Source organism: Rheinheimera sp. 1928-s, assembly GCF_029269265.1.
In the GTDB taxonomy this organism is placed as follows: Bacteria; Pseudomonadota; Gammaproteobacteria; order Enterobacterales; family Alteromonadaceae; genus Pararheinheimera.
In genome coordinates, this window is record NZ_JARIXP010000006.1 from 103588 (window position 1) to 130112 (window position 26525).

A 26525-nucleotide genomic window follows, 5' to 3' on the forward strand; every position below is an offset into this window, starting at 1 on the left:
AGACCTAATTAAAGATTACCTCCTGTATTTGTCAACCGAAAATTGAAATTTTTTCTACTATTATCGGAACTGAGCTTTGATACTTTGCCTTAGAAGATCTGCGGCTGATCCTGGCCCTTGCATGTAGATTAAATAGCAGTTTTTTTACAAGGAAAGGGGATATGCGTCAGGTATCTATCAAAGCGGGTGACATGTTACAGCAGAAGCAAAGTTGCTCTCGGAATGACAGTACATTGGGGCGATTAAAATCGGAGAATTTCAGGCATAAAAAAACCTGCTGTAAAAGCAGGTTAATTTAGTGGTCGGTACGAGAGGATTCGAACCTCCGACCCCTTCACCCCCAGCGAAGTGCGCTACCAAGCTGCGCTACGTACCGACGTTGGGCCTTATACTACTGCTTTAACTCACAAATGCAATGCCCCTTGGTGTGACTGCGTTTTTTTTGTTCGCTTTAACAGAGCCTTAGGTTATTTTCCAACCGCCAATTCCACCCAATGCTGATACACAGGGATGGCCAAAAGTACATTGACCGGAAAGGTAATGCCTAAGGATGCCAGCATGGCCAGGCCAATATTGGCGTCAGGTATGCTGGCGCGTACTGCAGCAGGTGCTGCTATGTAAGAAGCACTGGCGGCTAAAGTGGTGAGCACCAGCAATGTGCCAGCAGGTACATCCAACATTAAACCAAAAGCTAAACCTAATGCTCCCAAAGCAAAGGGAGAAATTGCTGCAAATAGCATTAAGCGCCAGTGTTGCAGCGGCAGCGGGTTACAGACTTTGGCTGTGCACAGGCCCATTTCCAGTAAAAACAGCGCCAGCATGGTTTTAAAACCACCAATAAGGGCAGGAGCTATAGGCTCTAAGCCTTCAGGTCCATACAGATAACCAATCAATACGCCGCCACCGAGCAACAGCACACCCCGGCTGGTTAAGGCTTCGCGCCAGATATGAGCTTGCTTACCCTGGCCTTTTAATGCGCCATACAAACCTAACATAATGACAATGGCCRGTAACTCCAGCATCACCAGATATAAAGTGGTTTCGGGTAACAAAGGCATGCCGGATTTTTCCGCCAGCGCCAACACCACTGCAAAAGTACCGGCGCTGACAGAGCCATAATGGGCGGCAATACTGACAGAGTCTGAATTATTCAGTTGCACCAGATAACGTAACAGCGGGTAACACAAAAGCGGAATAATTAAACCTAAAGCCCCTACAGCCAACAGATCGGGCACCATACCGCTATGGGCCTGGCCATGCAGCGCCATACCGCCTTTCAGGCCCAGCACCAGCATCAGCAAAATAGATAAGGTTTCGTAAATAGACTGAGGAACTTTTAAATCTGACTTTAATAAGCCAGCCACAAGGCCAAAAGCAAAAAACGCAATCACAATATCCGGCATAACCCAACTCCGTAGCTGTTATTGGCTGGCGATTGTGCCTGCCTTTGGGTATATTGGATAATTAATTGTTTGGTAGTTAAGTATTGATAATTATCTATGGATGTGCGGCATTTAAGTTTCAGATTACTGCAGGTTTATGTTCAGGTTGTGAGGCTGGCGTCAGTATCAGCTGCTGCGCGACTATTGCATTTAACCCAGCCGACTGTGTCCTTACAGCTGAAAAAGCTGGCGGATGAAGTAGGGCAACCTTTGCTGGAATACCGGGAAGGAAAAGTGCATACCACTTATATTGGCGATGCGTTGTTTCAGGCGGCGTCCGATGTATTAAGCCGCTTTGATGACTTTTCTTCTTTATTGGAAGAGGCCAAAGGCGGGCGCAGCGGCACTTTGAGTTTAGGCATAGTCACCACAGCTAAATATGTCATGCCCATTATTCTGGGGGCTTTTGATAAAACTAACCCCAAAATTGAAGTGACCTTAAACGTAGGTAACAGGGCGCATATTCTGAACCGATTTGCCCATCAGGATGACGATTTATATCTGTTTAGTCAGCCACCAAGCGGTGAGCAGGTGCAGGCTTGTCGTATTATAAAAAACCCGCTGCAACTGATAGCGCCAGCGGATCATTGGGCATCCCGTTATTGTGCAGAAGGCGGTGAACTTGATTTTGCAGCACTTAAAAACGAGCGCTTTTTAATGCGTGAACCAGGCTCTGCCACCCGTATGCAATTTGAATCCTGGTTAAGCAGTCAGGGCGTCGAATTGTCTAAAACTATGCAAATTGAAAGCAACGAAGCTATCCGACTCAGTGTTGCCAGTGGTCTCGGCCTTGCGGTGTTATCTGCTTATACCTTGGGCCAAAGCAGTGAGCAGTTTAAGGTGCTGAAGGTGAAAGGTTTTCCGCTGAATAGCCATTGGTATCTGGTGGCGCGTAAAGACAAAAGACTGAGCGCTTCAGCACGACGTTTGATCCAGTTTATTGCACTACATCTGACTGATTGCATTGAAGCGCAGTGGGTGGTGGAGGACATAACGCAATTGCCCTCACATTTCTTTTTGCCGACTGAATAAATCAGGTCAGAGAGCAATGAAACATCTGGCCTGACTTGATGGCTCAATAGATCACTTACTGCAGTCTGCGACCAAAACTGACCGAGTAAGCTACGGGACGGGTTTGCAGCACAGGATCTGCTGTTGCTGTTATGCCTTTGGGGAGCAACAGAGGATTAAACATTTGTTTGTCCCATGCAGCAGTGTCTGCAGGCAAAGCATCCAATTTAATGGTGCCGAGTTCAATCACGCGTCTGTCGTCCGGCCAGGTTTTGCTGCCATCAAGCAGAGGGTCGCCATCATTGGGTAACTGAGCCTGCAGGCTAAATTCCACTGGTGTTTTCACCACCCGTTGTTTGATTTCCTCCATCAAAAAGTCTGGCGCCATTTTTTTTGCAGCGTCATCCGTCAAAAATTTAGTTCCTGCTTTTGGCACTATACGGTAGCGGAAATGCTGTTGTGTGCCTTTGTCATTTTCAAAAATAAAGCTGTTTACACCAAAAAACGCCTGATTGGCGAAACTCACGGGGGCTGGCTTAGGTGTTTGTACATAAACTAAGGCGGCGGGGTGACTTTGTAAAAACTGTTCCAATTTGCTTGGCTTGTTGGTATCAGTTGCATTGGTTTTTATGGCGGTTAACAGCTCAAGGAACTCTTGCGGTGTAGCCACAGGAAAACCATTGTAAGAAATGCAGACAATGTCGGTTGAAGTTTGATCCGGTAATGCAAAGCGTATGGCCATACCATTAGGTCTGGCATGAGGATCGGTGTCCGGTAAATTAGGTACTCCTGTGGCGTTGGAAAAACGCACTGTAACTGGCACAGTCTGACTAAAATGAGCCGCTGTACTGTAGTTTTTTGCATCTGCTGACGGAGTAAAGCTGCCCGAGACAATAGCGCCCTTGGCATGATTCGATCGGAAGCCTTTATGTGGGCCTTGTGCGAGCTCTGTTAGTGTATCGACAAGTTTCACCGCTACATTGCCGTTATCTTGAGCTTGAATTTGCATACAGCTAAAAGCAATCAGGCTCAGAGTTCCTAATGTTAAACCTTTAGTCATGACCTTAACCTTTTGAGTAAAACGAACCTGCCGCGGTCTTTGCTCTCTGCAAGCACTACTAAAGCCAGGCTGTTGGTTCTGCTGATAATAATGAGTAGTTGAGGAAACTCATTCAAACAGCACTGCCGCTGCCGCAAACTGCAACGTCTGTTGAACCACGATGAATTTCGGTTTCAGTATGGCCAGAATTTTTATGCCTCGCCATTTTCTGATTGCTTCGCATAAAAAGCCGCTGCATTATGCTGACTTCAGAATTTTACGGATGTCTGTATGTCTTTATGGATTCTTTTTACGCTGCTGGCTGCTTTTATGCAGGCGATGCGTAACGCTTTGCAAAAACAATTGAGTAAAGACGTACCAGTGATGGGCGTAACCTTAGCCCGATTTATTTATGCCGGGCCTTTAGCGCTACTGTATTTAATAGGGCTTTACCAATGGCAGGATTACGCCATCCCCCAGTTTAATTTCTGGTTTGTGTTTTATGTGCTGGCGGCATCCGCGATGCAAATTCTGGCAACAGCTTTGATGGTGGTGTTATTCAGGCTAAAAAACTATGCGATTGGGGTAGGTCTTGCCAAAAGCGAGGCTATTTTGGCCGCTATTGTTGGGGTAATGTTTTTTGGTACCTACATCAGTCCTTTAGGTTGGGTTGGGGTCTTTATTGGTGGTGTCGCGGTGTTTTTGCTCACCGGAGCTACCAGCATTCGTTCTTTATCCGCCAAAACTCTGGCCTTAGGTTTGGGCAGTGGTTTGGCTTTTGCGCTGACCTCCTTGTGGGTACGCGAAGCCAGTCTGACTCTGGGATTGCCTTTTTTGCCTGCAGCAGCCTGGGTACTGTTTTTTGTCATCAGCACTCAAACACTGGTGTTGCTGGTTTATCTGGCTCTGAACGACAAAACCACCTTAGTTAAACTATGGCAAAGGCCACAACTGACTCTGGCCACCAGTTTTACCAGTTGTTTAGGATCTCTGGGCTGGTTTACGGCGATGAGCCTGCAAGCTGTGGCTTATGTAAAAACACTGGGGCAGGTTGAAATACTTTTTACTTTACTGATTTCGGTGCTGGTATTAAAAGAAAAATTAAAACGTCAGGATCTGCTGGGCCTGGTGTTGATTGTGCTGGCTGCTGTGCTGGTGATGTGGGCTTAGTGCTCTAATGATCAAAAAGTAAACATTTTGTGTTGAATTTAAGCAATTTGTCATATACCTGAGCTAATCTTGTGTGCTCTGACGGAGAAGCAGAGCCAATTTGGGGGCAGGAAGCAGATCCTCACACCATAACAAGAACTCACAGGATTACTAATGAAACAGATCACAACCTTATCACTGCTTGCTGCAGCGTTTTATTGCAGCAGCAGTTTTGCCAGTTTGCTTATCACCGAAGTACTGTACGACGCCCCCAATAATGACAACACTGAAGAGTTTGTTGAGCTTTACAACAACAGCTGCACAGCCATTAATCTGCAAGGCTATAGCCTGCAGGATAACGGTGGCAGTTTTAATTTATCCGGCACTGTAGCGCCACGCAGCTATTTTCTGGTGGCAAAAAATACGGCGGCTATGCAAGCCTTGTACGGTGTCACGCCGCACTTATCGGGTTTGACTCTGGCTTTTGGCAATAGCGGTGACTACGTCAGGCTGAGAAACGGCAGCACAGAAATTGATGCGGTCGGCTGGGAAAATGGCTTATCCGGTTGGTCTATTAATGCTGTGGATAAATCCATTAGCCGAAATAAAACCACAGATAATAATGGTGTGTCTGATTGGGTTGTCTCGGGCAATTATGGCAATCCTGGTAGTGGTGTCTTTACTGCAACCTGCAGCGGAGGCGGTGGCACAGGCCCTGTGATCAATCAGCCCACCTATTATGCGGCTGCTGCGGGGAAAACAGGCAGTGAACTGAAAACAGCACTGAACTCAATTTTACGTGGCCATGTGCGGTTAACTTACAGTCAGGTGTGGGATGCGCTGTCTTACACAGACGAAGATCCGAACAACACCAATAATGTGATTTTGTTGTATGCGGGACGCTCTCAGGCCAAGACGTTCAGGGCTGGTCAAACCAATTCACTGGATGCCTGGAATCGTGAGCATGTATGGGCCAAAAGCCATGGTTTCCCCAGCGAAAGCCAATATGCTTATACCGATATCCATCATTTACGGCCTGCAGATGTATCCATTAACTCCAGCCGTGGCAATAAAGACTTTGATATAGGTGGTACACCCTTAACTGAAGCGCCGGAAAATAAAACCGACAGCGACAGCTTCGAGCCCCGTAATGCGGTTAAAGGCGATGTCGCCCGTATGATGTTTTATATGGATGTGCGCTATGAGGGAGGTGATGAAACGGGCACGCCTAACCTGATTTTACGTAACTTTGCACCTACCGGCAGTTCAGCGCCTGAAATGGGCAAACTCTGTGTATTACTGCAATGGCATATCCAGGATCCGGTGGATAGTTTTGAAATTCGTCGTAATAACCGTATTTACGAATGGCAACAAAACCGCAATCCCTTTATCGACAACCCACAATGGGCTCAGTCAATTTATGGCGCCAGCTGCGGTTTGTAATAGCTGACTGTTATTTCACGTCAAAATTCGTTTCAAGCTGCTTTTCAGAGGAAAAGCAGCTTGGACTGTTTCAGGCCACAAGCTAGAATGAGGCAACTTAAAAAAGCGTTTAAGCGCTAGCCTATGGAGCATCTATGAAGCCTGAAGAGTTGTTGCAGCAATTGCAACAAGCCGCTGATTTTTTAAAACTTACCTTAGCCCATCCTGATTTTTTACCTTTTGCCAGCTACCAGCTTGAAAACGGCACAGATATTCAAATCTGGGATACAGGAGTGATCTATTGCCAGCCAAAGCAATCCGGCCAGCAAGACATAGTGTTATCAAGCGGTGTGCACGGCAACGAAACTGCGCCTGTTGAGCTGTGTTCAGAGCTTTTAAATGACGTTTTGGCAGGTAAGTTGCTGCTGACAGAGCGTGTGTTGTTTTTATTTGGAAATCCACCAGCAATGAACGCAGGTGTACGGGAAATTCAGGATAACTTAAACCGCTTATTTTCAGGCCATCACAGTAAAGAGCCTGGTGTACAAAGCGCTGAGCGCGAGCGTGCGAAAAAGTTAGAAACTTATGTGCTGAAATTTTTTGAAGATGCGCCGCAAGGTTTACGTGAGCGTAAGCTTTATGACTTGCATACCGCTATTCGTGGTTCACGTTTTGAGAAGTTTGTGGTCTATCCGTTTTTGCATGGCAAAAATTGGAGTAAAAACCAGTTTGAATTTTTAAAGGCCTGTGGCGCAAACACTGTGCTTCTGATGCAAACACCAGCCAGTACTTTTAGTTATTTTGCCGCTCAAAGCTGCAATGCGCATGGTTTTACCATTGAACTTGGCAAGGCAAGACCTTTTGGCCAAAACGATATGAGCCGATTTGCCGATGCAGCAGCGGCATTCCGAGCCCTGATCTCAGGCGGCGAACTTGCCACAACTGAGTTTAATGAAGCTGACTTTAATCTCTATGAAGTGCGCCGTTCTATCGATAAAACTACAGAAGCCTTCACGCTGCATTTTGCCGATAACATTGAAAACTTCACTACCTTTGGTGTAGGTACTCTTCTTGCGAGTGATGAGGGCGTTGAATACAAGGTAGAAGTGGAGGGGGAAGCCATTATTTTCCCTAACCCTAAAGTGGCTATTGGACAGCGTGCTATGTTGATGGTGAAACCTGTTTCAGTGACAGGCAAAGTGAGTTAATCCACAGCTCAATAGCCTTACAGAGTACAAAATATCTGACAGCTGGCCAGGCTTTAGTGCATGGACCAGCTGTTTTTATTTGTGCCTCTGGTTGCAATGCAGTTTACGTAAAGGTAAAGTTGCGGCCGAAAAATAGAAGAAAATAGCGATACTGATTAAAACACGTAAAACAAAAAATAATGGTCAGGGCAAACGGGGAAACGCAATTCATTTACCAAGAGTGGTCACCAAGCCACCGTATTGCGCCGATGTTTGCCACCGTCTGACGGATACAACCAAAAGAGACACCTATGACTAACCCCAATAACGCAACCATCTCTACAGTGCACACAGCTGAGTTTACCAGCGGTCACGCGTTACAAATTCCTACGCTGCGTATCCTGCAGGATGACGGCTCTATCTACCCTGGTGCTGAAGTACCGCAGCTCGACAAAGCCACTGCCCTTAAAATGTACGACAGCATGCAGTTTATCCGCATACTGGACGAACGTATGTTGGCGGCTCAGCGTCAGGGCCGTATCAGTTTTTATATGCAGTGTTTAGGCGAAGAAGCCGCTACTGTCGGCAGTGCTGCTGCACTGGATGATAAAGACATGATTATGGCGCAGTACCGTGAACAAGGCGCTTTGCGTTATCGTGGTTTTAGTCTGGAACAGTTTATGAATCAGCTGTTTTCCAACGAAAAAGACTTAGGTAAAGGCCGTCAGATGCCTGTGCATTACGGCAGCAAAGACATTTACTACATGACGATTTCCTCACCGCTGGGCACACAAATTCCTCAGGCCAGTGGTTACGCTTATGCACAAAAGTTACGCGGACTGAAAAACACCACCATTTGTTATTTTGGTGAAGGTGCAGCGTCCGAAGGTGACTTCCACGCTGGTTTAAATATGGCGGCTGTGCATAAAGCGCCGGTGATTTTCTTCTGTCGTAACAACGGTTATGCCATTTCAACCCCAGCTAACGAGCAGTTTAAAGGTGATGGTATTGCCTGTCGTGGCGTGGGTTATGGCATGAAAGCTATTCGTGTGGACGGTGCAGATATTCTGGCGGTATACAAAGCCACCCAAATGGCCCGTGACTACGCCTTGGAGCACGAAGAGCCTATTTTAATTGAATCTATCGCTTACCGTTTAGGTGCGCATTCTTCTTCTGATGACCCAAGTGGCTATCGCTCCAAAGAAGAAGAAGAGCTGTGGCGTAAAAACGATCCGATTTCCCGTTACCGTTTATGGCTGGTGAAACAAGGCTGGCTGAATGAAGACGAAGACAAAGCCAAGTCGGATGCGCTGCGCCAGGAAATTCTGGATGCGTTAAAAGTAGCAGAAAAAGTGGCCAAGCCTGGGATCGAACATCTGATGAGTGATGTATACGAAACACCAATTCCACTTTTAAATGAACAATTAGAAGAATTAAAAGCACATATCAGAAAGTACCCGGATGCCTATCCGGTGACGGCGGGGAGATTTGAATAATGGCTAAGATGAATATGTTACAGGCGATCAACAACGCCTTAGATTTAGCCATGGCCAAAGATGATGGTGTTGTTTGTTTTGGTGAAGACGTCGGCCACTTTGGTGGTGTATTCCGTGCGACCAGCAAGTTGCAGGAAAAATACGGCAAAGCCCGTTGTTTCAACACACCTTTAACTGAGCAAGGTATTGCTGGTTTTGCCAACGGTATGGCAGCCCAAGGCATGAAACCAGTGGCTGAAATTCAGTTTGCTGATTATATTTTCCCGGCCTTTGACCAGATTGTGAATGAAACGGCCAAGTTCCGTTACCGCTCAGGCAACGAGTTTAATGTCGGTGGTTTAGTGTTCCGTACGCCATACGGTGGTGGTATTGCTGGTGGTCATTACCACAGCCAGTCGCCTGAAGCTTATTTTGCCCATACACCGGGTTTAAAAATCGTAGTACCACGCGACCCGGCACAAGCCAAAGGTTTGTTGCTGGCTGCTATTAACTGCCCGGATCCGGTGATTTTCTTTGAACCTAAGAAACTATACCGCGCTTCTGTCGGCGAAGTATCAGAAGACTATTACGAAATTCCATTGGGCAAAGCCGAAGTGCTGCAACAGGGCAAAGACGTTACTGTGTTAGCCTGGGGCGCGCAGATGGAAATTATCCAAAAAGCTGTGGATATGGCCCAGGCCGAAGGCATTTCCTGTGAAGTGATAGACCTTCGCAGTATTCAGCCTTGGGATGTTGACACAGTGGCAGAGTCGGTGATGAAAACCGGCCGTTTAGTCATTAACCATGAAGCGCCATTAACGGGTGGTTTTGCGGCTGAAATTGCCTCAACCATTCAGAAAAAATGCTTCCTGCATCTGGAAAGCCCGATTGAACGGGTTTGTGGTCTGGATATTCCGTACCCGCTGGCATTGGAAAAAGAATATGTGCCCGATCATCTGAAAACTTACGAAGCCATTAAACGCTCGGTTAATTTCTAAGGATAGCCAGATGAAAAAAGATTTTATTCTGCCGGATATTGGCGAAGGTATAGTCGAGTGTGAAATCGTAGAATGGCTGGTGAAAGAAGGTGATCGTATCGCCGAAGATCAGCCGGTTTGTGATGTGATGACCGACAAAGCTTTAGTACAAATTCCTGCTGTGTACGACGGTGTGGTCACCAAACTCTATTACGCCAAAGGCGATATAGCCAAAGTGCATGCGCCTTTGTTTGAAATGGATACAGAGGGTGCCGCACCAGCTGCTACACCTGTGTCTGCTCCGGCTCAAACTCCTGCTGCTGTGGCTACTGGCAAACAGCTGGAAGACTTTATTCTGCCTGATATAGGTGAAGGTATTGTTGAGTGTGAAATTGTTGAGTGGCTGATCAAAGAAGGTGATGTATTGGCTGAAGACCAGCCGGTTTGTGATGTAATGACCGACAAAGCTTTAGTGCAGATTCCTGCTAAATATGCCGGTAAAGTGGTCAAATTGCATTACGCCAAAGGCGAGATTGCCAAAGTACATAGCCCGCTGTTTCAGCAGGAAATTGCTGGTACTTCGACCTCTGCTCCGGCAGTTGTTGCAGTGTCAGTCGCAACACCTGTGTGTGCTGCTAAAGCAGCCTCTGTGGCCGCAGCCTCAACTGCGGCTCCTGCAGGCAATGGCAAAGCCTTAGCCAGTCCGGCCGTGCGTCGTTTAGCCCGCGAATTAAGTATCGACTTATCTTTAGTACCGGGTTCTGGCGACAAAGGCCGGGTGTATAAAGACGATGTCAAAGCTTATGCTAATGGTGGAGCTACTTCTGGTGTAGCCAAAGCTGCTGCAGCACCAGTCAAGACCGCTACTGTTGCAACCAGTACTGGCGGCAGTCGTGTTGAGCCAATCAAAGGCATTAAGGCGGCGATGGCGCGTCAGATGCAGGATTCGGTATCGACTATTCCGCATTTTACCTACTGTGAAGAAATTGATTTAACAGAGCTGATTGCACTTCGTGGTCAGCTGAAAGATCAATACGCCAAGCAGGGTATTAAACTGACGCTGATGCCGTTTTTTATGAAAGCTATGTCGCTGGCCATTAAGCAGTTCCCTATTATGAACAGTCAGGTGAATAGCGACTGCTCTGAACTGACGTATTTTGATGATCACAATATTGGTATAGCGGTCGACTCCAAAGTGGGTTTACTGGTGCCAAATATCAAAGGTTGTCAGAACAAGTCGATAGTGCAAATTGCCCAGGAGCTGACGAAACTGACTGACGCTGCCCGTGAAGGCCGTGTTAGCCCGGCTGAGCTCAAAGGTGGCACTATCACCATCTCCAACATTGGCGCTATTGGCGGCACTGTGGCGACTCCTATTATCAATAAGCCGGAAGTGGCGATCGTCGCGCTGGGTAAAACTCAGCTGTTACCACGTTTTAATGCCAAAGGTGAAGTAGAAGGCCGCTCTCTGATGCAAATCAGCTGGTCTGGTGATCACCGCGTGATAGACGGTGGCACCATAGCCCGTTTCACTAACCTGTGGAAAAGCTATCTGGAACAGCCATCATCCATGTTGCTGTCTATGGTCTAAGCCATTGACGAATAGCTGGTAATTGGCATCGTTCTTTGTTACAAAACCCGGATGATCGAAAGTAATCCGGGTTTTTCGTTTTTAAGGGTATTACGACGGGTAATGCATGGATAAACATCAGCTTCGTAACTTTTATATCCCCGAAGAGCAGTCGGTTTACCTGCTCAACGCTAACGATGCTAAAAAGCTTAAAGATTGGGTGGCGCTTTGTATCTCTGAACTGGAGAAACTGGGTTACCGTCAGATTGAGCTGGTGGGTAAGGGCGCTTATGGTTTTGTCTTTGCAGGCCTGGATCAAAAGCAGCAGGATGTGGTGTTTAAATTCTCCCGCATTAATTTACCGCCTCATATTCAGGAGCGTCTGGCCGACGAAGGTTATATGTTGTCACAGGCCGCTCATCCGAATGTGCCGCCGTTTTTTACCTATCAGTTGGTTAAAAAGCAGGGCATTTTAATGATGGGCCGCGCCAAAGGCGTGGATCTGGAACAATACAGCCTGAAACATGGCCGCGTGCCGGTTCGTTTATTACTAGATATTGCCACTCAGTTAGCCAGTCTGTTATTAGCGCTGCGTCAGCATAAGAAAGACGGTGAAATAGCGCCTATAGTGCATGGCGATATTAAACCGTCGAATATTGTCTACGACGAAAACACCAATCAAATCAGTCTGGTGGATTGGGGCTCTTCGGTGTTCGCCCAGCTTGATAGTGAAGGTCATTACATTGGTACCAACGTGATGCAACTGATGTCGTCGGATTTACAGACGTCCAACGCCCGTTTAGGTGATGTGTATTTTATTGGTCCAGAGCAGCGCTCTGGTGCTTTATCCAGCCCACGCTTTGATGAGCAGGGTGTGGCCAGCACTTTGTATGCCTTGGCGTCCGGTCAGTCCTGTCGTTTTGGCCGCAAGGCGATCCCAGCACGTAGCTTAGCTTTGCCGATGGAATTTGCCACCATGCTCGACAGTATGCTGTCTGATGATTTGTTACTGCGTCAGCAGGCAGGCGATTATTTCTTAAAATCTATGCCACGCTTACATCATCTGGTTACTCCTGACTTGCCAATTTTAAGCACAGAGTCAGTCTTACCGGTCTGGATCAGCGATAAAGCGCAGGAACTGGATACTGTGGTCTATTCGTCGCGTAAATCCTTTTTGCGGGAGCACAGCGACGAAGAAGGCATTCAGTACATTGACGATGTGCAGCTGGAACGCTATTACAAAAACTATCTCGAGGGCATGGGCGAAACTGAAAAAGCTTTTGTCGCTGCCGTCAGTCGTTTAGGCCGTTATCCTGTGGTCGGCGGTATTGCTATTCATTGGCAAAGCAGCGGTGTCTATATCGATTCCAGTCTGAATCTGTTTGACGAGCGCCTGCAAAAAGCTTTTGCTGTAGCGGTGAACAACGTGGTGCAACTGGCACGCTGTATCGGCAAAGTGGGTATTTTTAAAGCCTGTTTATTTGATGCGCGCCAGACTATCCATATTGCACGGGATAACACAGATTTTCCTTTTGTGGTGCCACAAGGTACAGCGCTAAAATATGAGCTGGGCCAAAGCCAGCTGGACGACAGTAGCGCGCAGCACAGTTATTTTGAAGATGGTAAAGATCCCGACGAACAACTGGTGTTGCCAGACAGCATTATGGATGACTTAGCCGCACTGAATTTAATTCGTCATACCGGCTGCATTATTTTTGAAGTCACGCCTTTGTATATGAAAATACATAATTATTACCGGCTGCTGGAACCTGCTGCTGAAGCTGAATTTGCCGCTTTGCTGCAGAGTATTTTGGCAAAAGTGTCTTTAATTAGCGGCGAAGGCGTCGGTGGTTTTATGAAATTGCCCCACAAAGATACCCGGCATTTCAGTCACCAGAGCCAGCAGGAACTTTGTTATTATCCTGCCAATCCTATGAATTACAGTAAAAATTAGTTTCGGAGAAAGAAAATGCGTGTTGTGCTGCTGTTGCTGGTTTTATTTTGCGCCAGGGTTCAGGCGACGGATCCTCATAGTTTCAGCAACTTTACTTTAGTCAGCCACCCGGAGCTGAAGCTTGATTTAACGGCTGATTTTGATAAGCAGCAACTACAGGGTTTTGTTGAGCTGAAACTGGACTGGCACCATCCGGACACAAGGCAACTGGTGTTGGATAGCCGTGACCTGAGCATTGAAAAAGTAGTGGGGCAATCTGTCGAAGGCCGTTGGCACAGACTGAGCCATAGTTTTGGTGACAAATCTCCTCATCATGGGCAAGCGTTGTTGATTGAATTCCCGGCACAGTTTCCTATTGTGCGTATTTATTATCACACCAGCCCACAAGCTTCAGGCCTACAGTGGCTGACTAAAGAGCAAAGCAGCGAAAAACAGCAGCCTTTTATGTACAGCCAATCGCAGTCTATTCACGCCCGCAGCTGGATCCCATTGCAAGACACGCCTGCAGTGCGGTTGAATTATCAGGCTCGTATTCGCACACCTAAGCAGTTGTTAGCGGTCATGGGAGCGGATAATAGTGCGAATACCGAAAAAGACGGCGATTACTTTTTCCGTATGCCTCAGGCTATTCCTGCTTATCTGATCGCCCTGGCGATAGGGGATTTAGAATTTAAAGCCATGTCAGACCGCACAGGCGTTTACGCCGAAAAAGTCTGGCTGGATAAAGCTGTGGCTGAATTTTCTGATACTGAGCAAATGATGCAAGTCGCGACAGCCATGTACGGCGACTACCCGTGGGGTCGTTATGATTTGCTGATATTACCGGCCAGTTTTCCTTTTGGCGGTATGGAGAATCCGCGTTTATCTTTTATTACGCCGACAGTGATAGCGGGTGATAAAAGTCTGGTCAGTTTAATTGCCCATGAGCTGGCGCATTCCTGGTCTGGTAATTTAGTCACCAACGGCAGTTGGCATGAACTCTGGCTCAACGAAGGTTTTACCAACTATGTTGAAAACCGCATTATGGAACAAGTTTTTGGGCCAGAACGTGCTTTATTGGAACGCCAGCTGTCGGTTCAGGATTTGGAAAATGATTTGCTGCAGCTCGATGCCAAAGATACCTTGCTGATCACCGATTACACAGGCCGTGATCCGGATGAGGCCTTTACTCAGGTGCCTTACGTCAAAGGCATGTTGTTCCTGCAATTTTTAGAGCAACGTTTTGGCCGTGTGCTGTTTGATCCTTTCCTGAAAAACTATTTCCAGACCTTTGCTTTTCAAAGTATGGACACTGAAAAGTTCTTGCGATATATGCGTAAAACCTTGCTGAATGACCCGGATATTGTCTCTATGGGCGAAGTTCTGGAATGGCTGTATCAACCCGGCCTGGCCAGTACTTTTGTTGAACCTTCGTCTGATGCCTTTAAACAAGTGGATCAACAACTGGCTTTATGGCAAAAAAGCGGCAATCTGACCGAATTACAGACAAACAGTTGGAGTATTCACCATTGGTTACATTTTATTGGTCAGTTGGCTGCTACTGTCGACGCAGCTCAGTTGAAGCAACTGGACGAGGCTTTTCATTTAAGCCAAAGTCAGAATGCTGAAGTGACAACGGCCTGGTTTAAAGTGACGCTGGCGAAAAACTATCAGGCAGTGTTGCCAGCGCTGGAGCAGTTTTTAATAAAAGTAGGGCGGCGTAAATTTGTGGTGCCTTTGTATCAGCAGCTCAGTCAGAACCCTGAATATTTAGAATGGGCTAAAAATCTGTATCAGAAAGCAAGGCCGGGTTATCACCCTTTAACTCAGTCTGCTGTTGATAAGGTATTGAAGCTGAATTGAATTTTAAGTGGCCGTTCAGCTTGGCCGGGTAGTCTGTACTGAACAGATAGTGTTTAACAGGATTAAAAAATGAAAACGAAATTAGTAGCTCTTATGGTCTGTTGTCTGAGTTGTGTCGCTTTGGCTGATACAAAAGCAGTCAAAACCGTCACCGTATCAGGCTCAGCTATCATGCAGGCTAAACCTGACGCTGTGCGTTTAACCATGCAAATTCAGCAGACCTCAGAAAAAGTCAGTGACGCCAAACAAAAAGTAGATGAGCAGGTGGCTGCATTAACCACAGCTTTGCGTAAGCTGGGCGTAAAAGACGAGCAACTGAACAATGCGCCTTTGCGTATTCAGCAGGACTATCAGCACGACCCTGAACGCAAATTGCCACAACGTTATCAGGTCAGCCGTGACATCGTGGTGTCGTTAAATGATTTATCGCTGTATAGCACTGTGTTGCAACAGGCAGCAGATTTAGGGGTGACTCAGATGAATCAGGCTGAATTTTTAGTCAGCGAGTCTGATCAGTTGTATCAAAAAGCGCTGCAACAGGCTTTTGCTCATGCCAAAACCAAAGCATCTTTATTGGCTCAGGCCAATGGCTTAAAGCTGGGTTCAGCACAAAAAATCAATGAACAAGGTTATGCTCCGGCACCTGTCATGAAGATGGCAAGAGCCATGACTGACAGTGCTGAAGTCAGCTTTGGCCAGACCGATATCAGAGCAGAAGTGTCAGTTGAGTTTGAAATGAACAGTCATTGATTGTTTATTAAACAAAAGGGGTTAAATCTTTTTGTGGCAGAGGTTTAAATTTAGCGACAAAACAAGTAATGTAGGGACCTTCGTAGTAATGGTAGAACCTATATTTCATGCGTGAGCAAAAACCAGAATTTTATCAGCTGCTGCAACAGCAAGCTCAGTCTCTGATCGAAGACGAAACAGACCTGATTGCTAACATGGCAAATCTGAGTGCGTTGCTCTTTAATGAAATGCCTGATCTGAATTGGTCAGGCTTTTATATTTTAAGGGACGATGTTTTAGTGCTGGGGCCTTTTCAGGGCAAAGTAGCTTGTGTGCGTATACCAGTGGGCAAGGGCGTCTGTGGCACTGCGGTGGCAACAGGTGACATTCAGTTGGTCAAAGATGTGCACGAGTTTCCTGGTCATATTGCCTGTGACGCAGCCAGTAACTCAGAAATTGTGTTACCAGTGCGCCATAATGGCAAGATTATCGCTGTGCTGGATATCGACAGTCCAAGTCTGGCCCGTTTTGATCTGGACGACCAGCAAGGTCTGGCCGGATTAGTTCAGCTGTTTGAGCAGCATTTGGCCCGGACTTTATGAAAGATTTAGTTAATATTCAGGATTATTTATTCCAGGTTGCCGATGTAGGTGACTGGGAAGGCGAAGAAGAGGTCGTCGCCGATCGCATCAACGCTATTTACCATGCAGTCTGGCGCCGTTTTCCAGATGATATTTTAGCAGCCGAAATAGATCATTTACTTCTCGCGATTTGGAACGAACTACGAGGTAGTTTAGTTTTATTAGAAGCAGATGAAGATGAACTGGTCGACTGGGCTATCTGTTACGTTAATAACCAATTAGAAGAAGGCATTAAGTTAAACGATGCCGCTGATGAAGAAGAGTAATTTTGCATGACAACCCCAACTGAACAAATTCAAGCTCAACCCGCAGGCAAAGATGTGAAACAAATCCTCGCCGAACTTAGCGAAAAGTTTCCTCTGTGTTTTAGCCAAAGCGGCGAAGCTAAACCTCTGAAAATTGGTATTTTTCAGGACTTAGCCCAGCGGTTGTCTGAAGAAGATGGCATCAGCAAAACGCAAATTCGTCATGCCTTACGTTTGTATACGTCCAGCTGGCGTTATCTCGCCGGTGTCAAAGTGGGCGTTGCCCGCGTTGATTTGGATGGTCTTGCAGGTGAACTGATTGATGAGCAGCAAGCCGCTCATGCAGCTGAAACCCTAGAGCAAAGCAAAGCCAAAGCAGCTGAAGTGCGCAAAACGAAAGCTGCAGCAGAACGTGCTAAACAAAAAGAGCTGCAGAAAGACCAGCCAAAAACTCAAACTTCCGACAAACCTGCTTACAAAAAATCTCAGCCAAACAAGGCCACAGTTGCAGCAAAAGCAGCCAGACTTCACTCTAAGCCTCAAGCCACAGAAAAAGTGGTTTCAGAGCAACCAGTTGAACTTATTGCATTAAATACAGCCACATTAAAGGTTGGCAGTACTGTGCAGTTAAAAGTTGGCTTAAAACCTGTGCCGGCCACTGTGCTTGAAGTAGTTAAAAATGATGTTGTGGTGCAGCTTGCCTCAGGTATGGTGATTAAGACCCAAGGGGATAAGCTGTTCCAGGCTTAACAAAGATGAGTGTTCAATGAAAAAAATTTCCAGCTTAGCGGCGTTTTTTCTGGTGATCGGCAGCAGTGTGGCTGCGCCGGTTATTTCTCCTGTGCCAAACTTGGTGCAGGAACCACAGCATGCAACAGCCAGTAAACGAGTGACCAATTACTTTACCCGAGAGCATTATTTAGGCTTACGCATTGACGACGAGTTATCGTCAAAAGTCTTTGACCGCTACCTGAAAAGTCTGGATTTTTTCCGTAACGTTTTACTCAAGTCAGACGTAGACGGCTTTGAAAAATATCGTAACGAATTTGATAACGGTCTGGCGAAAGGCCAGTTTGATTTTGCCTATCAAATGTTTAATTTAAGTTTGACCCGCCGTTTAGAGCGTTTTGATTACGCCATCAGTCTGCTGGACAAACCTTTTGATTTCACTCAAAAAGACAGCTACGAGTTTGAGCGTGAAGACGCGCCTTGGGCTGCTGATGTCGCTCAGTTGAATGAGCTATGGCGTCAGAAGGTGAAATTTGATGCGCTGAACCTGAAGTTAGCGGGTAAAACAGCAGAAGAGACGACAAAACTGCTGAAAAAACGCTACGAGAACGCGAAAAAACGTTTATTACAAACCGAAAGTGAAGATGTGTTTCAGATTGTGATGAACTCTTACGCACGCAGCATTGAAGCTCATACCTCCTATTTATCGCCACGCAACGCTGAACGTTTCCAGCAGGAAATGAATCTGTCGCTGGAAGGTATAGGCGCAGTGCTGCAAAGTGATGATGACTTTACTGTCATTATGAGTCTGGTGCCGGGTGGCCCTGCTGATATGACGAAAAAGATCAAACCTAAAGATAAAATCATTGGTGTGGCTCAGGGTGAAGAAGAATTTGTTGATGTGGTCGGCTGGCGTCTTGATGATGTAGTGGATCTGATCAAAGGCCCGAAAGGTTCCACTGTGCGTTTACAGGTGTTAGTGGGCGGCGATGCATCCAAAGGAGTTCCTACTCAAATTTCTATAGTGCGGGATAAAATCCGTTTAGAAGACAGAGCCGCAAAAGCTGAAGTACTAGAGCCTAAACTGAGTCCTTTGGGTAAAAAGATTGGTGTGATTAATATTCCAAGCTTTTACAACAACCTGACCGAAGATGTGAAAAAAGAGATTGCCAGCTTAAAGCAGCAGAATGTGGACGGTATTATCGTCGACTTGCGTGGCAACGGCGGTGGTTCTTTACCTGAAGCTGTGTCTTTAACAGGTTTGTTTATAGAAAAAGGCCCTGTGGTACAAATCCGTGAATCGGGCAACCGTATCGGTATCAGTCAGGATCAGGATGGCAGCGTATTTTATAACGGCCCTTTAACTGTGATGGTTGACAGATACAGTGCTTCTGCCTCTGAAATTTTTGCTGCAGCTTTACAGGATTATGGCCGTGCTTTGATTGTCGGTGAACATACCTTTGGTAAAGGTACTGTGCAGCAGCACCGTACTTTAGGCCGTGTCTACGATATGTTTGAAGAGTCGTTAGGTTCTGTGCAATTTACTATAGCTAAGTTTTATCGTATCGACGGTGGCAGTACTCAGCATAAAGGCGTGACTCCTGATATTTTGTTCCCGTCGCCTATAGAACCGGGTGAGTGGGGCGAAAGCAAAGAAGAAAACGCCTTGCCTTGGGATAGTATTCCTCCGGCTCAGTATGCGTCTTCTGATGAAATTAAAAAGGCTTTACCTGTATTGCAGAAAAAACATCAGGAGCGTTTCAGCAAAGAAACTGAATACAAATACCTGATGGACGATATCGCTTTGTATACCAAAGAAAAAGATGAAAAAACTATTTCATTAAACGAGCAGGAACGTCTGAAGAAAAAAGACGAGAACACAGCCCGTGATTTACAACGCGTGAATGAACGTTTAGCACGATTGAAGTTACCAGCTGTGAAAAATCTGGATGATTTACCTGAAGTGCTGGAAAAGCTGGATCCATTGTTGGAAGAAACAGCGCAGATCACTGCAGACATGCTAAGTCTGGGTCATCTGGCAAAACGCGCCAATTAAAATAAAACGAAGGGGTCAGAGTGATTGGTTGCAAGCAACCCATGACTCTGGCCCTTTGCTCATTACAACAGAAACTGGCTAAAGCCAGTCGTGAAGAGAAGCACCATGGAACAACAACCTGCACCACGCCTTATTAAAGCCCCCAGTTTTTTAGATGCCAGCATACCGCTTATTGTTTTAGTCGTTTTACTCAGTCTGTCCGTTTACCTCTATGGCAGCGATTCTTCTTATGGTGCCAATCAAATCGCTTTGTTTGTAGCAGCTTTTGTCGGTGTTGTGATAGGCCTGAAGAATGGTTATGGTTGGGCTGACATTGAACAAGCTATGGTCAAAGGCATTTCCTTGTCTTTAGGTGCCTTGTTAATACTGTTTTCTGTAGGGGCATTAATTGGCACCTGGTTGTTAGCTGGTACTGTGCCTTCACTGATTTATTATGGTTTGCAGTTGTTAGACCCATCCTGGTTTTATGCGGCCAGTTGTTTATTGTGCGCCGTAGTGGCCATCAGTATTGGTAGCAGCTGGACTACAGCGGCGACCATAGGTGTGGCCCTGATTGGTGTAGCTGCGGGCCTGGGGATGTCACCAGCAGTCACAGCAGGTGCTATAGTTTCAGGCGCGTATTTTGGCGATAAAATGTCTCCTGTCAGTGAAACCACCAACCTGGCTCCCGCTGTTGCAGGTTCAAACTTATTTGACCATATCCGCCATATGACCTGGACTACTGTGCCCAGTCTGATCCTGGCTTTGATTATTTTTGCCGTGATGGGATTCAACGCTGATGCAGCTGCCGATGACTCTCAAATCCGTGCTATCAGTGATTCTTTACAACAACATTTTAATATCAGCCCCCTAATGTTAGTGCCTTTACTGGTATTGATGGCGATGGCTGTGAAAAAAGTACCGGCTTTTCCAACTGTGTTTATCGGCGCTTTGTTAGGTGGCGTCTGGGCTGTGTTATTCCAGCCGGAGTTGGTGGCTAAAATGGCAGATCCGGCATTAAATGCTTTTCTTGCTACTTTAAAAGTGGTCTGGAGCACCTTGCATGGTGGTTTTGTGATTGAAACCCAAAATGCGCAGTTGGATAAACTGTTGAATGGTGGTGGTATGGTAAAAATGCTGAACACCTGCTGGCTGATATTTTCGGCCATGATGTTTGGTGCTGTGCTGGAGCATGTAGGTTTATTGCGTAAGTTTGTTGAAGCTATTTTGCATAAAGCGCACAGCACGGGCTCCTTAATTACCAGCACTATTGCTACTTGTATTGCGACTAATATTTTAACTGCCGATCAGTATATGGCGATTGTGATGCCAGGCCGGATGTTTAAAGAAGAGTATGAGCGTCGTGGTTTAGCGCCGGTGAATTTGTCCCGCACCTTAGAAGACGGTGGTACTATTACCAGTCCATTAATTCCGTGGAATACTTGTGGTGCTTATATGCACGGCGTATTAAATGTGAATCCGCTGGATTACGCTATGTATGCATTTTTTAACTTGATTAATCCGGTTCTGGCTGTGATCTATGCTTACATGGGCATTAAGGTATTAAAACTGACACCTCCGGACACGCCAATTACAGCGGCCGTTCAAGGTAAATAATAGAAAAGGCCAGTTCAGACTGGCCTTTGTTTTATTCGCCGCCATCCATGGCGCTCACCCTCCCGGGCCAACGCTTCGCGTCGTTAAAAATTGCTCCGGGTAATTTTTTATGTACAGGATGTACGGTACGTCGGAAATGCAGGAGCACAATTTTCGACGTTAACATTAACAAAAAGAGAGTTTGTGATGAGCCAGGTATCAAGCCGTCAGGCAAAGAAGCTAAGTGACTACAAAGCCCCAGAATTTACTATTACCGACGTGGAGCTGAGTTTTGAGTTAAACCCTGAAGCGACATTGCTGACTGCGGTATACCAGCTGCAATCTACCAGTGGTCAGGCTGCGACTTTAATTCTGGATGGACAAGAACTGAAGTTGTTGTCTGTGTCATTAGATGGACAGTTACTAAATGCTGATTGTTATCAGGTTACTGCTGAACAGTTGATCCTGCCTGACATGCCAGCCAAAGCACAACTCGAACTTAAAATTGAGTTAAATCCAAAAGCCAATACGGCGCTGGAAGGTTTGTATTTATCCAATGGAGCCTACTGCACCCAGTGTGAAGCGGAGGGCTTTCGCCGTATCAGTTATTACCTTGACCGACCTGACGTGTTAGCCCGTTTTACCACTCATATTATTGCTGATGATAAAAGCTATCCGGCGCTATTGAGTAACGGTAATCTGGTCAGCTCAACTTTGTTGCCTGACGGTCGTCGGCATGTGACTTGGGTGGACCCATTTCCAAAACCAAGTTATTTATTTGCTTTAGTCGCAGGGGATTTTGATTGCTTAAAAGGCAGTTACACCACGTGCTCTGGCCGCGAAGTAGCGCTGGAATTTTATGTTGATAAAGGCAATAAAAACCGCGCTCAGTTTGCGTTGGAATCGCTGCAACGCGCTATGTTGTGGGACGAACAGACCTTTGGCCTGGAGTACGATCTTGACATCTACATGGTGGTAGCGGTCGACTTCTTTAATATGGGCGCGATGGAAAATAAAGGCTTAAATGTCTTTAACAGCAAATACGTATTGGCCGATCAGGAGTCTGCCACAGACACCGACTTTTTTAACATCGAATCTATTATTGGTCATGAGTATTTCCACAACTGGACAGGCAACAGAGTGACCTGCCGTGACTGGTTTCAGCTGAGTTTAAAAGAAGGCTTAACGGTATTTCGGGATCAGCAATTCAGCGCTGATATGGGCTCAGCTACCTTAAATCGGATTGATGCGGTGAAAACCATCAGAACCGCTCAGTTTGCTGAAGATGCCGGCCCTATGGCCCATCCTATCCGGCCACAGCAAGTGCTGGAAATGAATAACTTCTATACAGTCACAGTGTACGACAAAGGCGCTGAAGTCATTCGTATGCTGCATACCTTGTTGGGGCAGGACGGCTTCAGAAAAGGGATGGATTTATACTTTAAACGTCACGACGGTCAGGCGGTTACCTGCGATGATTTTGTCAATGCCATGCAGGATGCCAATAAACGTGATTTAACGCTGTTCAGACGTTGGTATCAGCAATCCGGCACGCCTGAACTGAAAGTTCATAGCCAGTTTGATGCAAAAAAACGTGAATTTAAGCTTTTAATGCAACAGCATACGCCAGCCACCGCTGATCAGGCCGAAAAAGAGCCTCTGCTGCTGCCTGTTCGCGTTGAGTTGCTGGTGGAAGGGGTGAGTCTGCCTTATTTGCTGGAAATGACACAACAGCAGCAGGAGTTTAGTTTTGCCGTTAGTCAAAAACCCGTGCCTGTGTTATTAGCCGACTTTTCTGCGCCGGTAAAATTGCAGTATCAATACAGCATGGATGAGCTGCTGCAAATAGCCCGCGTTGCCAAAGATGGGGTTGCGCGTTGGGATGCCATACAGCAGCTGTGGCAAATTCAGGTGAAAGCCGCTATTGAAGCAAAAAGCTCTGGAGCTGAGTATCAACTGCCTGCTGCTTTGTTTGAGTTTTATCGGCAGCTGTTGGTCAAGCCTCTGGATGATTTAGCCTTTACTGCTGAATTACTCACAGTGCCAGCTTATGACATGGTGGCGGAGCAGTTTGATGAAATACCGGTTCAGGATCTGGTGTGGGCGCTGCAAAGTTTTCAGCAGCAACTGGCGACTGAGCTGAAAGATCAGTGGCAACTCTGTTATCAATCGTTGCAATCAGAAGCCTATCAGTATCAACAGCAGCAGGTTGCGAAGCGCGCTTTGCGTTCAGTCTGTTTGCATTATCTGGCTTTTGTTGCTGGTAAGGATGAATTATTACGTCAGCAATACAACAACTCAGACAATATGACCGATCAATTGGCTGTGCTGCGCGCCTGCCGCAGTGCCTCGCATCCGTTATTTGCAGAATTGATGAGTGCCTTTGAGCTGCGTTGGAATAAAGATGTATTGGTGCTGGATAAATGGTTTAGCTTATCGGCGTCTTACCCTCAGCCATCCGTATTTGCCACAGTGCAGCAACTGACTGCACATCCACAATTTAGCTGGCAGAACCCGAATCGAGTGCGGGCTGTGTTTGGCGCTTTTTATCAGCAAAACCCTGCTATGTTTCACTCTGAAGATGGGCAGGGTTATCAGCTGTTGGCCGATGTGGTACTGAAAATGGACGCAATTAATCCTCAGGTTGCATCGCGTTTAGTCACTCCGCTGTTATCGTGGAAACGCTATCAAAGTTCGCGCCAGCTGCAGTTAAAGTCGGTGTTACAGACTATGCTGAACAAAGAGTTGAGTAACGATTTGTATGAGAAAGTGAGTAAGAGCTTAAGCTGATATGCGAAAGTACAAATTCAGACTGTTGCTGGATGTTGATCAATGTCTGGCTTTTTATCAGGGCTTGTACACCGACGTGGTGGTGCAGGCCGACAATGGCCAGACAGTACAACTGCCACTTCGGTATTTCCGGCCTTACATCAGCCATGCCGGAGTAAATGCGCGTTTTGTATTAACCTTAACCGAACAGGGTAAGTTCAGCAGTTTAGAAAAAATAAATTAGAGTTATTACTTAAAACGCTAACTTAAAACAAAACAGGCAAAATCTGCCACTTTAGCTATTATTTTCATTCAGTTAGATGATCTTCACTCAACTGGTCAAACCGGATTGGGTGCAACTGGGGTGGTTTAGGCAGTGCAAAGGGAAAAAACTGAATAAAAATCAACAGATTTGACTGTTCGCAAGCCTTGCGCCACGATCAAAATGATGTAATGATTTCTTCGATACAAGCTGACCTCCGAGCAGTTGGTTGGCTCAAAATAAAAAATAACAAAATACCTGCAGGGACAGGGGGGAGATAACGAATGAATACTAAGCCAGGTGCCTTCGTCAGAAGTACTTTAGCTCTGGGTGTTGCTTCTGCATTATTGGCCTTGTCGGCCACCAGTGCTCAGGCAGCCACCTTTGATTTCGGTGATGTAGAAGTTGTATTTGACTCTACATTTTCTTATGGCGCCAGCTGGCGCGCAGAAGATCGTAATTGGGACACCATCAGTAAGGTCAACCACCCACGATTCGATTGGACAAATTACAGCGCATTTACCAATCCGATTTACACAAGTTCGCAAATTTGGGCTCAGCCTGGTGCATATTCCAGTAATGGTGATGCGGGTAACCTGAATTATGACAAGGGAGATATGTTCTCCGAAGTGTTCCGTGGTACTCATGAGTTGTCTATCGCCAAAGGTGATTTTGGCTTTTTTGGTCGTTTCACCTATTTCTACGATTCAGCCTTAATGGACGACGAGGGTGCTTACACTAACCCTCTGTCAGGCAACAAAGTTGACCCTTGTGCGGATGATGACGCCCGTGATTTAGCCTGCCGTGATATCCGTTTATTAGATGCTTATGTCTATGGCAACTTTGCCTTAAACGATGGTGCAAACCCATTGTCTATTCGAGTGGGTAATCAGGTGCTTAGCTGGGGTGAAAGTACCTTCATTCCTCACGGTATTAACATCACTCCAGTGGACGTGGGCGTGTTACGTAGTCCCGGTGCTGACTTAAAAGAAGCTTTTATTCCTGTAGGTATGGCATGGGCTTCTTTAGGTTTAACTGAAAATCTGACCGCTGAAGTGTTTTATCAATACGAGTGGAAAAATAGTTACCTGCCAGTACCTGGTTCTTATTTCTCTACCAACGATTTTGCTGGGGAAGGTGGTTACAACCAGAATATCCAACTAGGTTTTGCGGGTAACCCGGATATCGATCTGGACTTCCTGGTGTCTGAGATGAATCTGTTGTCACAGAATGCAGGGGCTTTACTTGGCGCATTGGCCAATCCGGCTGCACCGGCTTCAGCCAAAACAGCTGCTATAAACGCTATGCTGGCGTACTCCACAAAAGTAACGTTACGACCACAAGGCTCTGCCGGTGAAATTGAACCTGAAGACGGTGGTCAATACGGTCTTAAGCTTGAATACTTTTCGTCAGAGCTGAATGATACTGAGTTTGCTGTTTACCATATGAACTACCATAGCCGTACTCCGTTGATTTCTGGTATAGCTTCAGATTTTGGCTCTAAAGATCCGGTGACTGGCGCCCCACGACTGGAAGGCGTAGTGCAGTCATTACAGTATCTGGCTGCAAACGTAGGTGGTATCACTAAAGACAATATCGGCAATATGGATGTGTTCTCCAAGGGCCTTATCGAGTATCCGGAAGATATTAAGCTGTATGGTTTCAGTTTTAACACCACAGTAGGTGGTACTTCTGTTGCTGGTGAATTGTCCTACCGTCAGGATGAGCCTCTGCAAATCGATGACGTGGAAATTCTGTACGCTGGTATGCCAGAGCAGTTAGCTAACGCAGGTTTGCGTGGTGAACTGGAAGGCATCAGTCAAATCGGCCGTTTTGATGGTAACAAAGTAGGACCAGGCGAATTTGCTCAGGGCTACATTCTGTCAGACACCACTCAGGCTCAAATCACAGTGACTCACTTGTTTGGTCCTATGTGGATCGCTGATAACTTCACTATGTTAGCTGAGGTCGGTGGTATCAAAATTAACGATATGCCGGATCAGTCTGTATTACGCTTAAATGGTCCAAATACAGACCGTAGTGGCGGTCCTTTAATTGGTACCATCAATGGTGGTCCGCTGGTGAATAAAGACGGTGTACACACAGCCTTATCTAATGGCGCTGAAACTAACCCTTTCCCAACAGCATCAGCCTGGGGTTACCGTTTATTAGCTAAAGCGGATTTCAATGACGTGTTTGCTGGTGTCAATATGTCGCATCGTGTGGTGTTTGCCCACGACGTGAATGGTATTACACCTGATCCACTGTTTATGTTCTCCAAAGATAAAAAGTCAGTGGGTTACACTGTAGCTTTTGATTATCTGAACCGCTGGTCTTCTGAGTTATCTTACAATGCCTTCTGGGGTGGTGTAGGTACTACCAACAATACAGCTGACCGTGATTTTGTATCTTTTAACATTAAATACTCTATTTAAGGGACGAGGCGAGAAC

Annotated in this window: 20 protein-coding genes and 1 tRNA gene; 18 read left to right on the forward strand and 3 right to left on the reverse strand. The window is 46.3% G+C overall.

What is annotated here, in order from left to right:
* Positions 1 to 299: 299 nt before the first annotated feature.
* Positions 300 to 376, reverse strand: a tRNA-Pro gene (locus P3C17_RS16220).
* 91 nt (positions 377 to 467) lie between these two features.
* Positions 468 to 1403: a sodium-dependent bicarbonate transport family permease gene (locus tag P3C17_RS16225; protein ID WP_300930414.1), complete on the reverse strand. Its 936-nt coding sequence runs from the start codon at positions 1401 to 1403 to the stop codon at positions 468 to 470.
* Between the two features lie 96 nt (positions 1404 to 1499).
* On the opposite strand from P3C17_RS16225, the gene P3C17_RS16230 reads away from it, so the two are divergent.
* A complete protein-coding gene (locus tag P3C17_RS16230; RefSeq protein WP_300930415.1) occupies positions 1500 to 2474 on the forward strand; it encodes a LysR family transcriptional regulator in 975 nt (324 codons plus the stop codon).
* Positions 2475 to 2529: 55 nt separating this feature from the next.
* On the opposite strand, the gene P3C17_RS16235 is transcribed toward P3C17_RS16230, so the two are convergent.
* Positions 2530 to 3513, reverse strand: coding sequence for a catalase family peroxidase (locus P3C17_RS16235; RefSeq protein ID WP_300930416.1), 984 nt, complete (start codon positions 3511 to 3513; stop codon positions 2530 to 2532).
* Between the two features lie 270 nt (positions 3514 to 3783).
* On the opposite strand from P3C17_RS16235, the gene P3C17_RS16240 reads away from it, so the two are divergent.
* From P3C17_RS16240 to P3C17_RS16320, 17 genes are all read left to right on the forward strand, one after another.
* Positions 3784 to 4662, forward strand: coding sequence for a DMT family transporter (locus P3C17_RS16240; protein ID WP_300930417.1), 879 nt, complete (start codon positions 3784 to 3786; stop codon positions 4660 to 4662).
* 153 nt (positions 4663 to 4815) lie between these two features.
* Positions 4816 to 6084, forward strand: coding sequence for an endonuclease (locus P3C17_RS16245; RefSeq protein ID WP_300930418.1), 1269 nt, complete (start codon positions 4816 to 4818; stop codon positions 6082 to 6084).
* 134 nt (positions 6085 to 6218) lie between these two features.
* Positions 6219 to 7271, forward strand: coding sequence for a succinylglutamate desuccinylase (gene astE, locus P3C17_RS16250; RefSeq protein ID WP_300930419.1), 1053 nt, complete (start codon positions 6219 to 6221; stop codon positions 7269 to 7271).
* A gap of 290 nt (positions 7272 to 7561) precedes the next feature.
* Entirely contained in the window at positions 7562 to 8746 is a 1185-nt protein-coding gene (locus P3C17_RS16255) for a thiamine pyrophosphate-dependent dehydrogenase E1 component subunit alpha (protein ID WP_300930420.1), read from the forward strand.
* Positions 8746 to 9723, forward strand: a complete 978-nt coding sequence (locus P3C17_RS16260; protein ID WP_300930421.1) for a transketolase C-terminal domain-containing protein — start codon at positions 8746 to 8748, stop codon at positions 9721 to 9723. The genes P3C17_RS16255 and P3C17_RS16260 overlap by 1 nt, the downstream gene beginning before the upstream one ends.
* Positions 9724 to 9733: 10 nt before the next feature.
* A complete protein-coding gene (locus P3C17_RS16265) occupies positions 9734 to 11293 on the forward strand; it encodes a dihydrolipoyllysine-residue acetyltransferase (RefSeq protein WP_300930422.1) in 1560 nt (519 codons plus the stop codon).
* Between the two features lie 106 nt (positions 11294 to 11399).
* Complete coding sequence (locus P3C17_RS16270) at positions 11400 to 13226, forward strand: protein kinase (protein ID WP_300930423.1); 1827 nt, start codon at positions 11400 to 11402, stop codon at positions 13224 to 13226.
* Positions 13227 to 13241: 15 nt separating this feature from the next.
* Positions 13242 to 15068, forward strand: coding sequence for a M1 family metallopeptidase (locus tag P3C17_RS16275; RefSeq protein ID WP_300930424.1), 1827 nt, complete (start codon positions 13242 to 13244; stop codon positions 15066 to 15068).
* A 69-nt stretch (positions 15069 to 15137) separates the two neighbouring features.
* Positions 15138 to 15818, forward strand: a complete 681-nt coding sequence (locus P3C17_RS16280) for an SIMPL domain-containing protein (RefSeq protein WP_300930425.1) — start codon at positions 15138 to 15140, stop codon at positions 15816 to 15818.
* A gap of 107 nt (positions 15819 to 15925) precedes the next feature.
* A complete protein-coding gene (locus tag P3C17_RS16285) occupies positions 15926 to 16399 on the forward strand; it encodes a GAF domain-containing protein (protein ID WP_233079909.1) in 474 nt (157 codons plus the stop codon).
* Positions 16396 to 16704, forward strand: a complete 309-nt coding sequence (locus P3C17_RS16290; RefSeq protein ID WP_300930426.1) for a hypothetical protein — start codon at positions 16396 to 16398, stop codon at positions 16702 to 16704. The genes P3C17_RS16285 and P3C17_RS16290 overlap by 4 nt, the downstream gene beginning before the upstream one ends.
* A 6-nt stretch (positions 16705 to 16710) precedes the next feature.
* On the forward strand, positions 16711 to 17433 hold the full coding sequence (proQ, locus tag P3C17_RS16295; RefSeq protein WP_300930427.1) for an RNA chaperone ProQ: 723 nt from the start codon (positions 16711 to 16713) through the stop codon (positions 17431 to 17433).
* 16 nt (positions 17434 to 17449) lie between these two features.
* Positions 17450 to 19468: a carboxy terminal-processing peptidase gene (gene prc / locus P3C17_RS16300; RefSeq protein WP_300930428.1), complete on the forward strand. Its 2019-nt coding sequence runs from the start codon at positions 17450 to 17452 to the stop codon at positions 19466 to 19468.
* Between the two features lie 105 nt (positions 19469 to 19573).
* Complete coding sequence (gene nhaC, locus P3C17_RS16305; RefSeq protein WP_300930429.1) at positions 19574 to 21064, forward strand: Na+/H+ antiporter NhaC; 1491 nt, start codon at positions 19574 to 19576, stop codon at positions 21062 to 21064.
* Between the two features lie 186 nt (positions 21065 to 21250).
* The gene (gene pepN / locus P3C17_RS16310) at positions 21251 to 23833 is read left to right on the forward strand and encodes an aminopeptidase N (protein ID WP_300930430.1); all 2583 of its coding nucleotides are present in this window, start codon (positions 21251 to 21253) and stop codon (positions 23831 to 23833) included.
* Between the two features lies 1 nt (position 23834).
* The gene (locus P3C17_RS16315; protein WP_300930431.1) at positions 23835 to 24056 is read left to right on the forward strand and encodes a DUF2835 family protein; all 222 of its coding nucleotides are present in this window, start codon (positions 23835 to 23837) and stop codon (positions 24054 to 24056) included.
* Positions 24057 to 24358: 302 nt separating this feature from the next.
* Positions 24359 to 26509, forward strand: coding sequence for a DUF1302 domain-containing protein (locus tag P3C17_RS16320; protein WP_300930432.1), 2151 nt, complete (start codon positions 24359 to 24361; stop codon positions 26507 to 26509).
* Positions 26510 to 26525 lie beyond the last annotated feature (16 nt).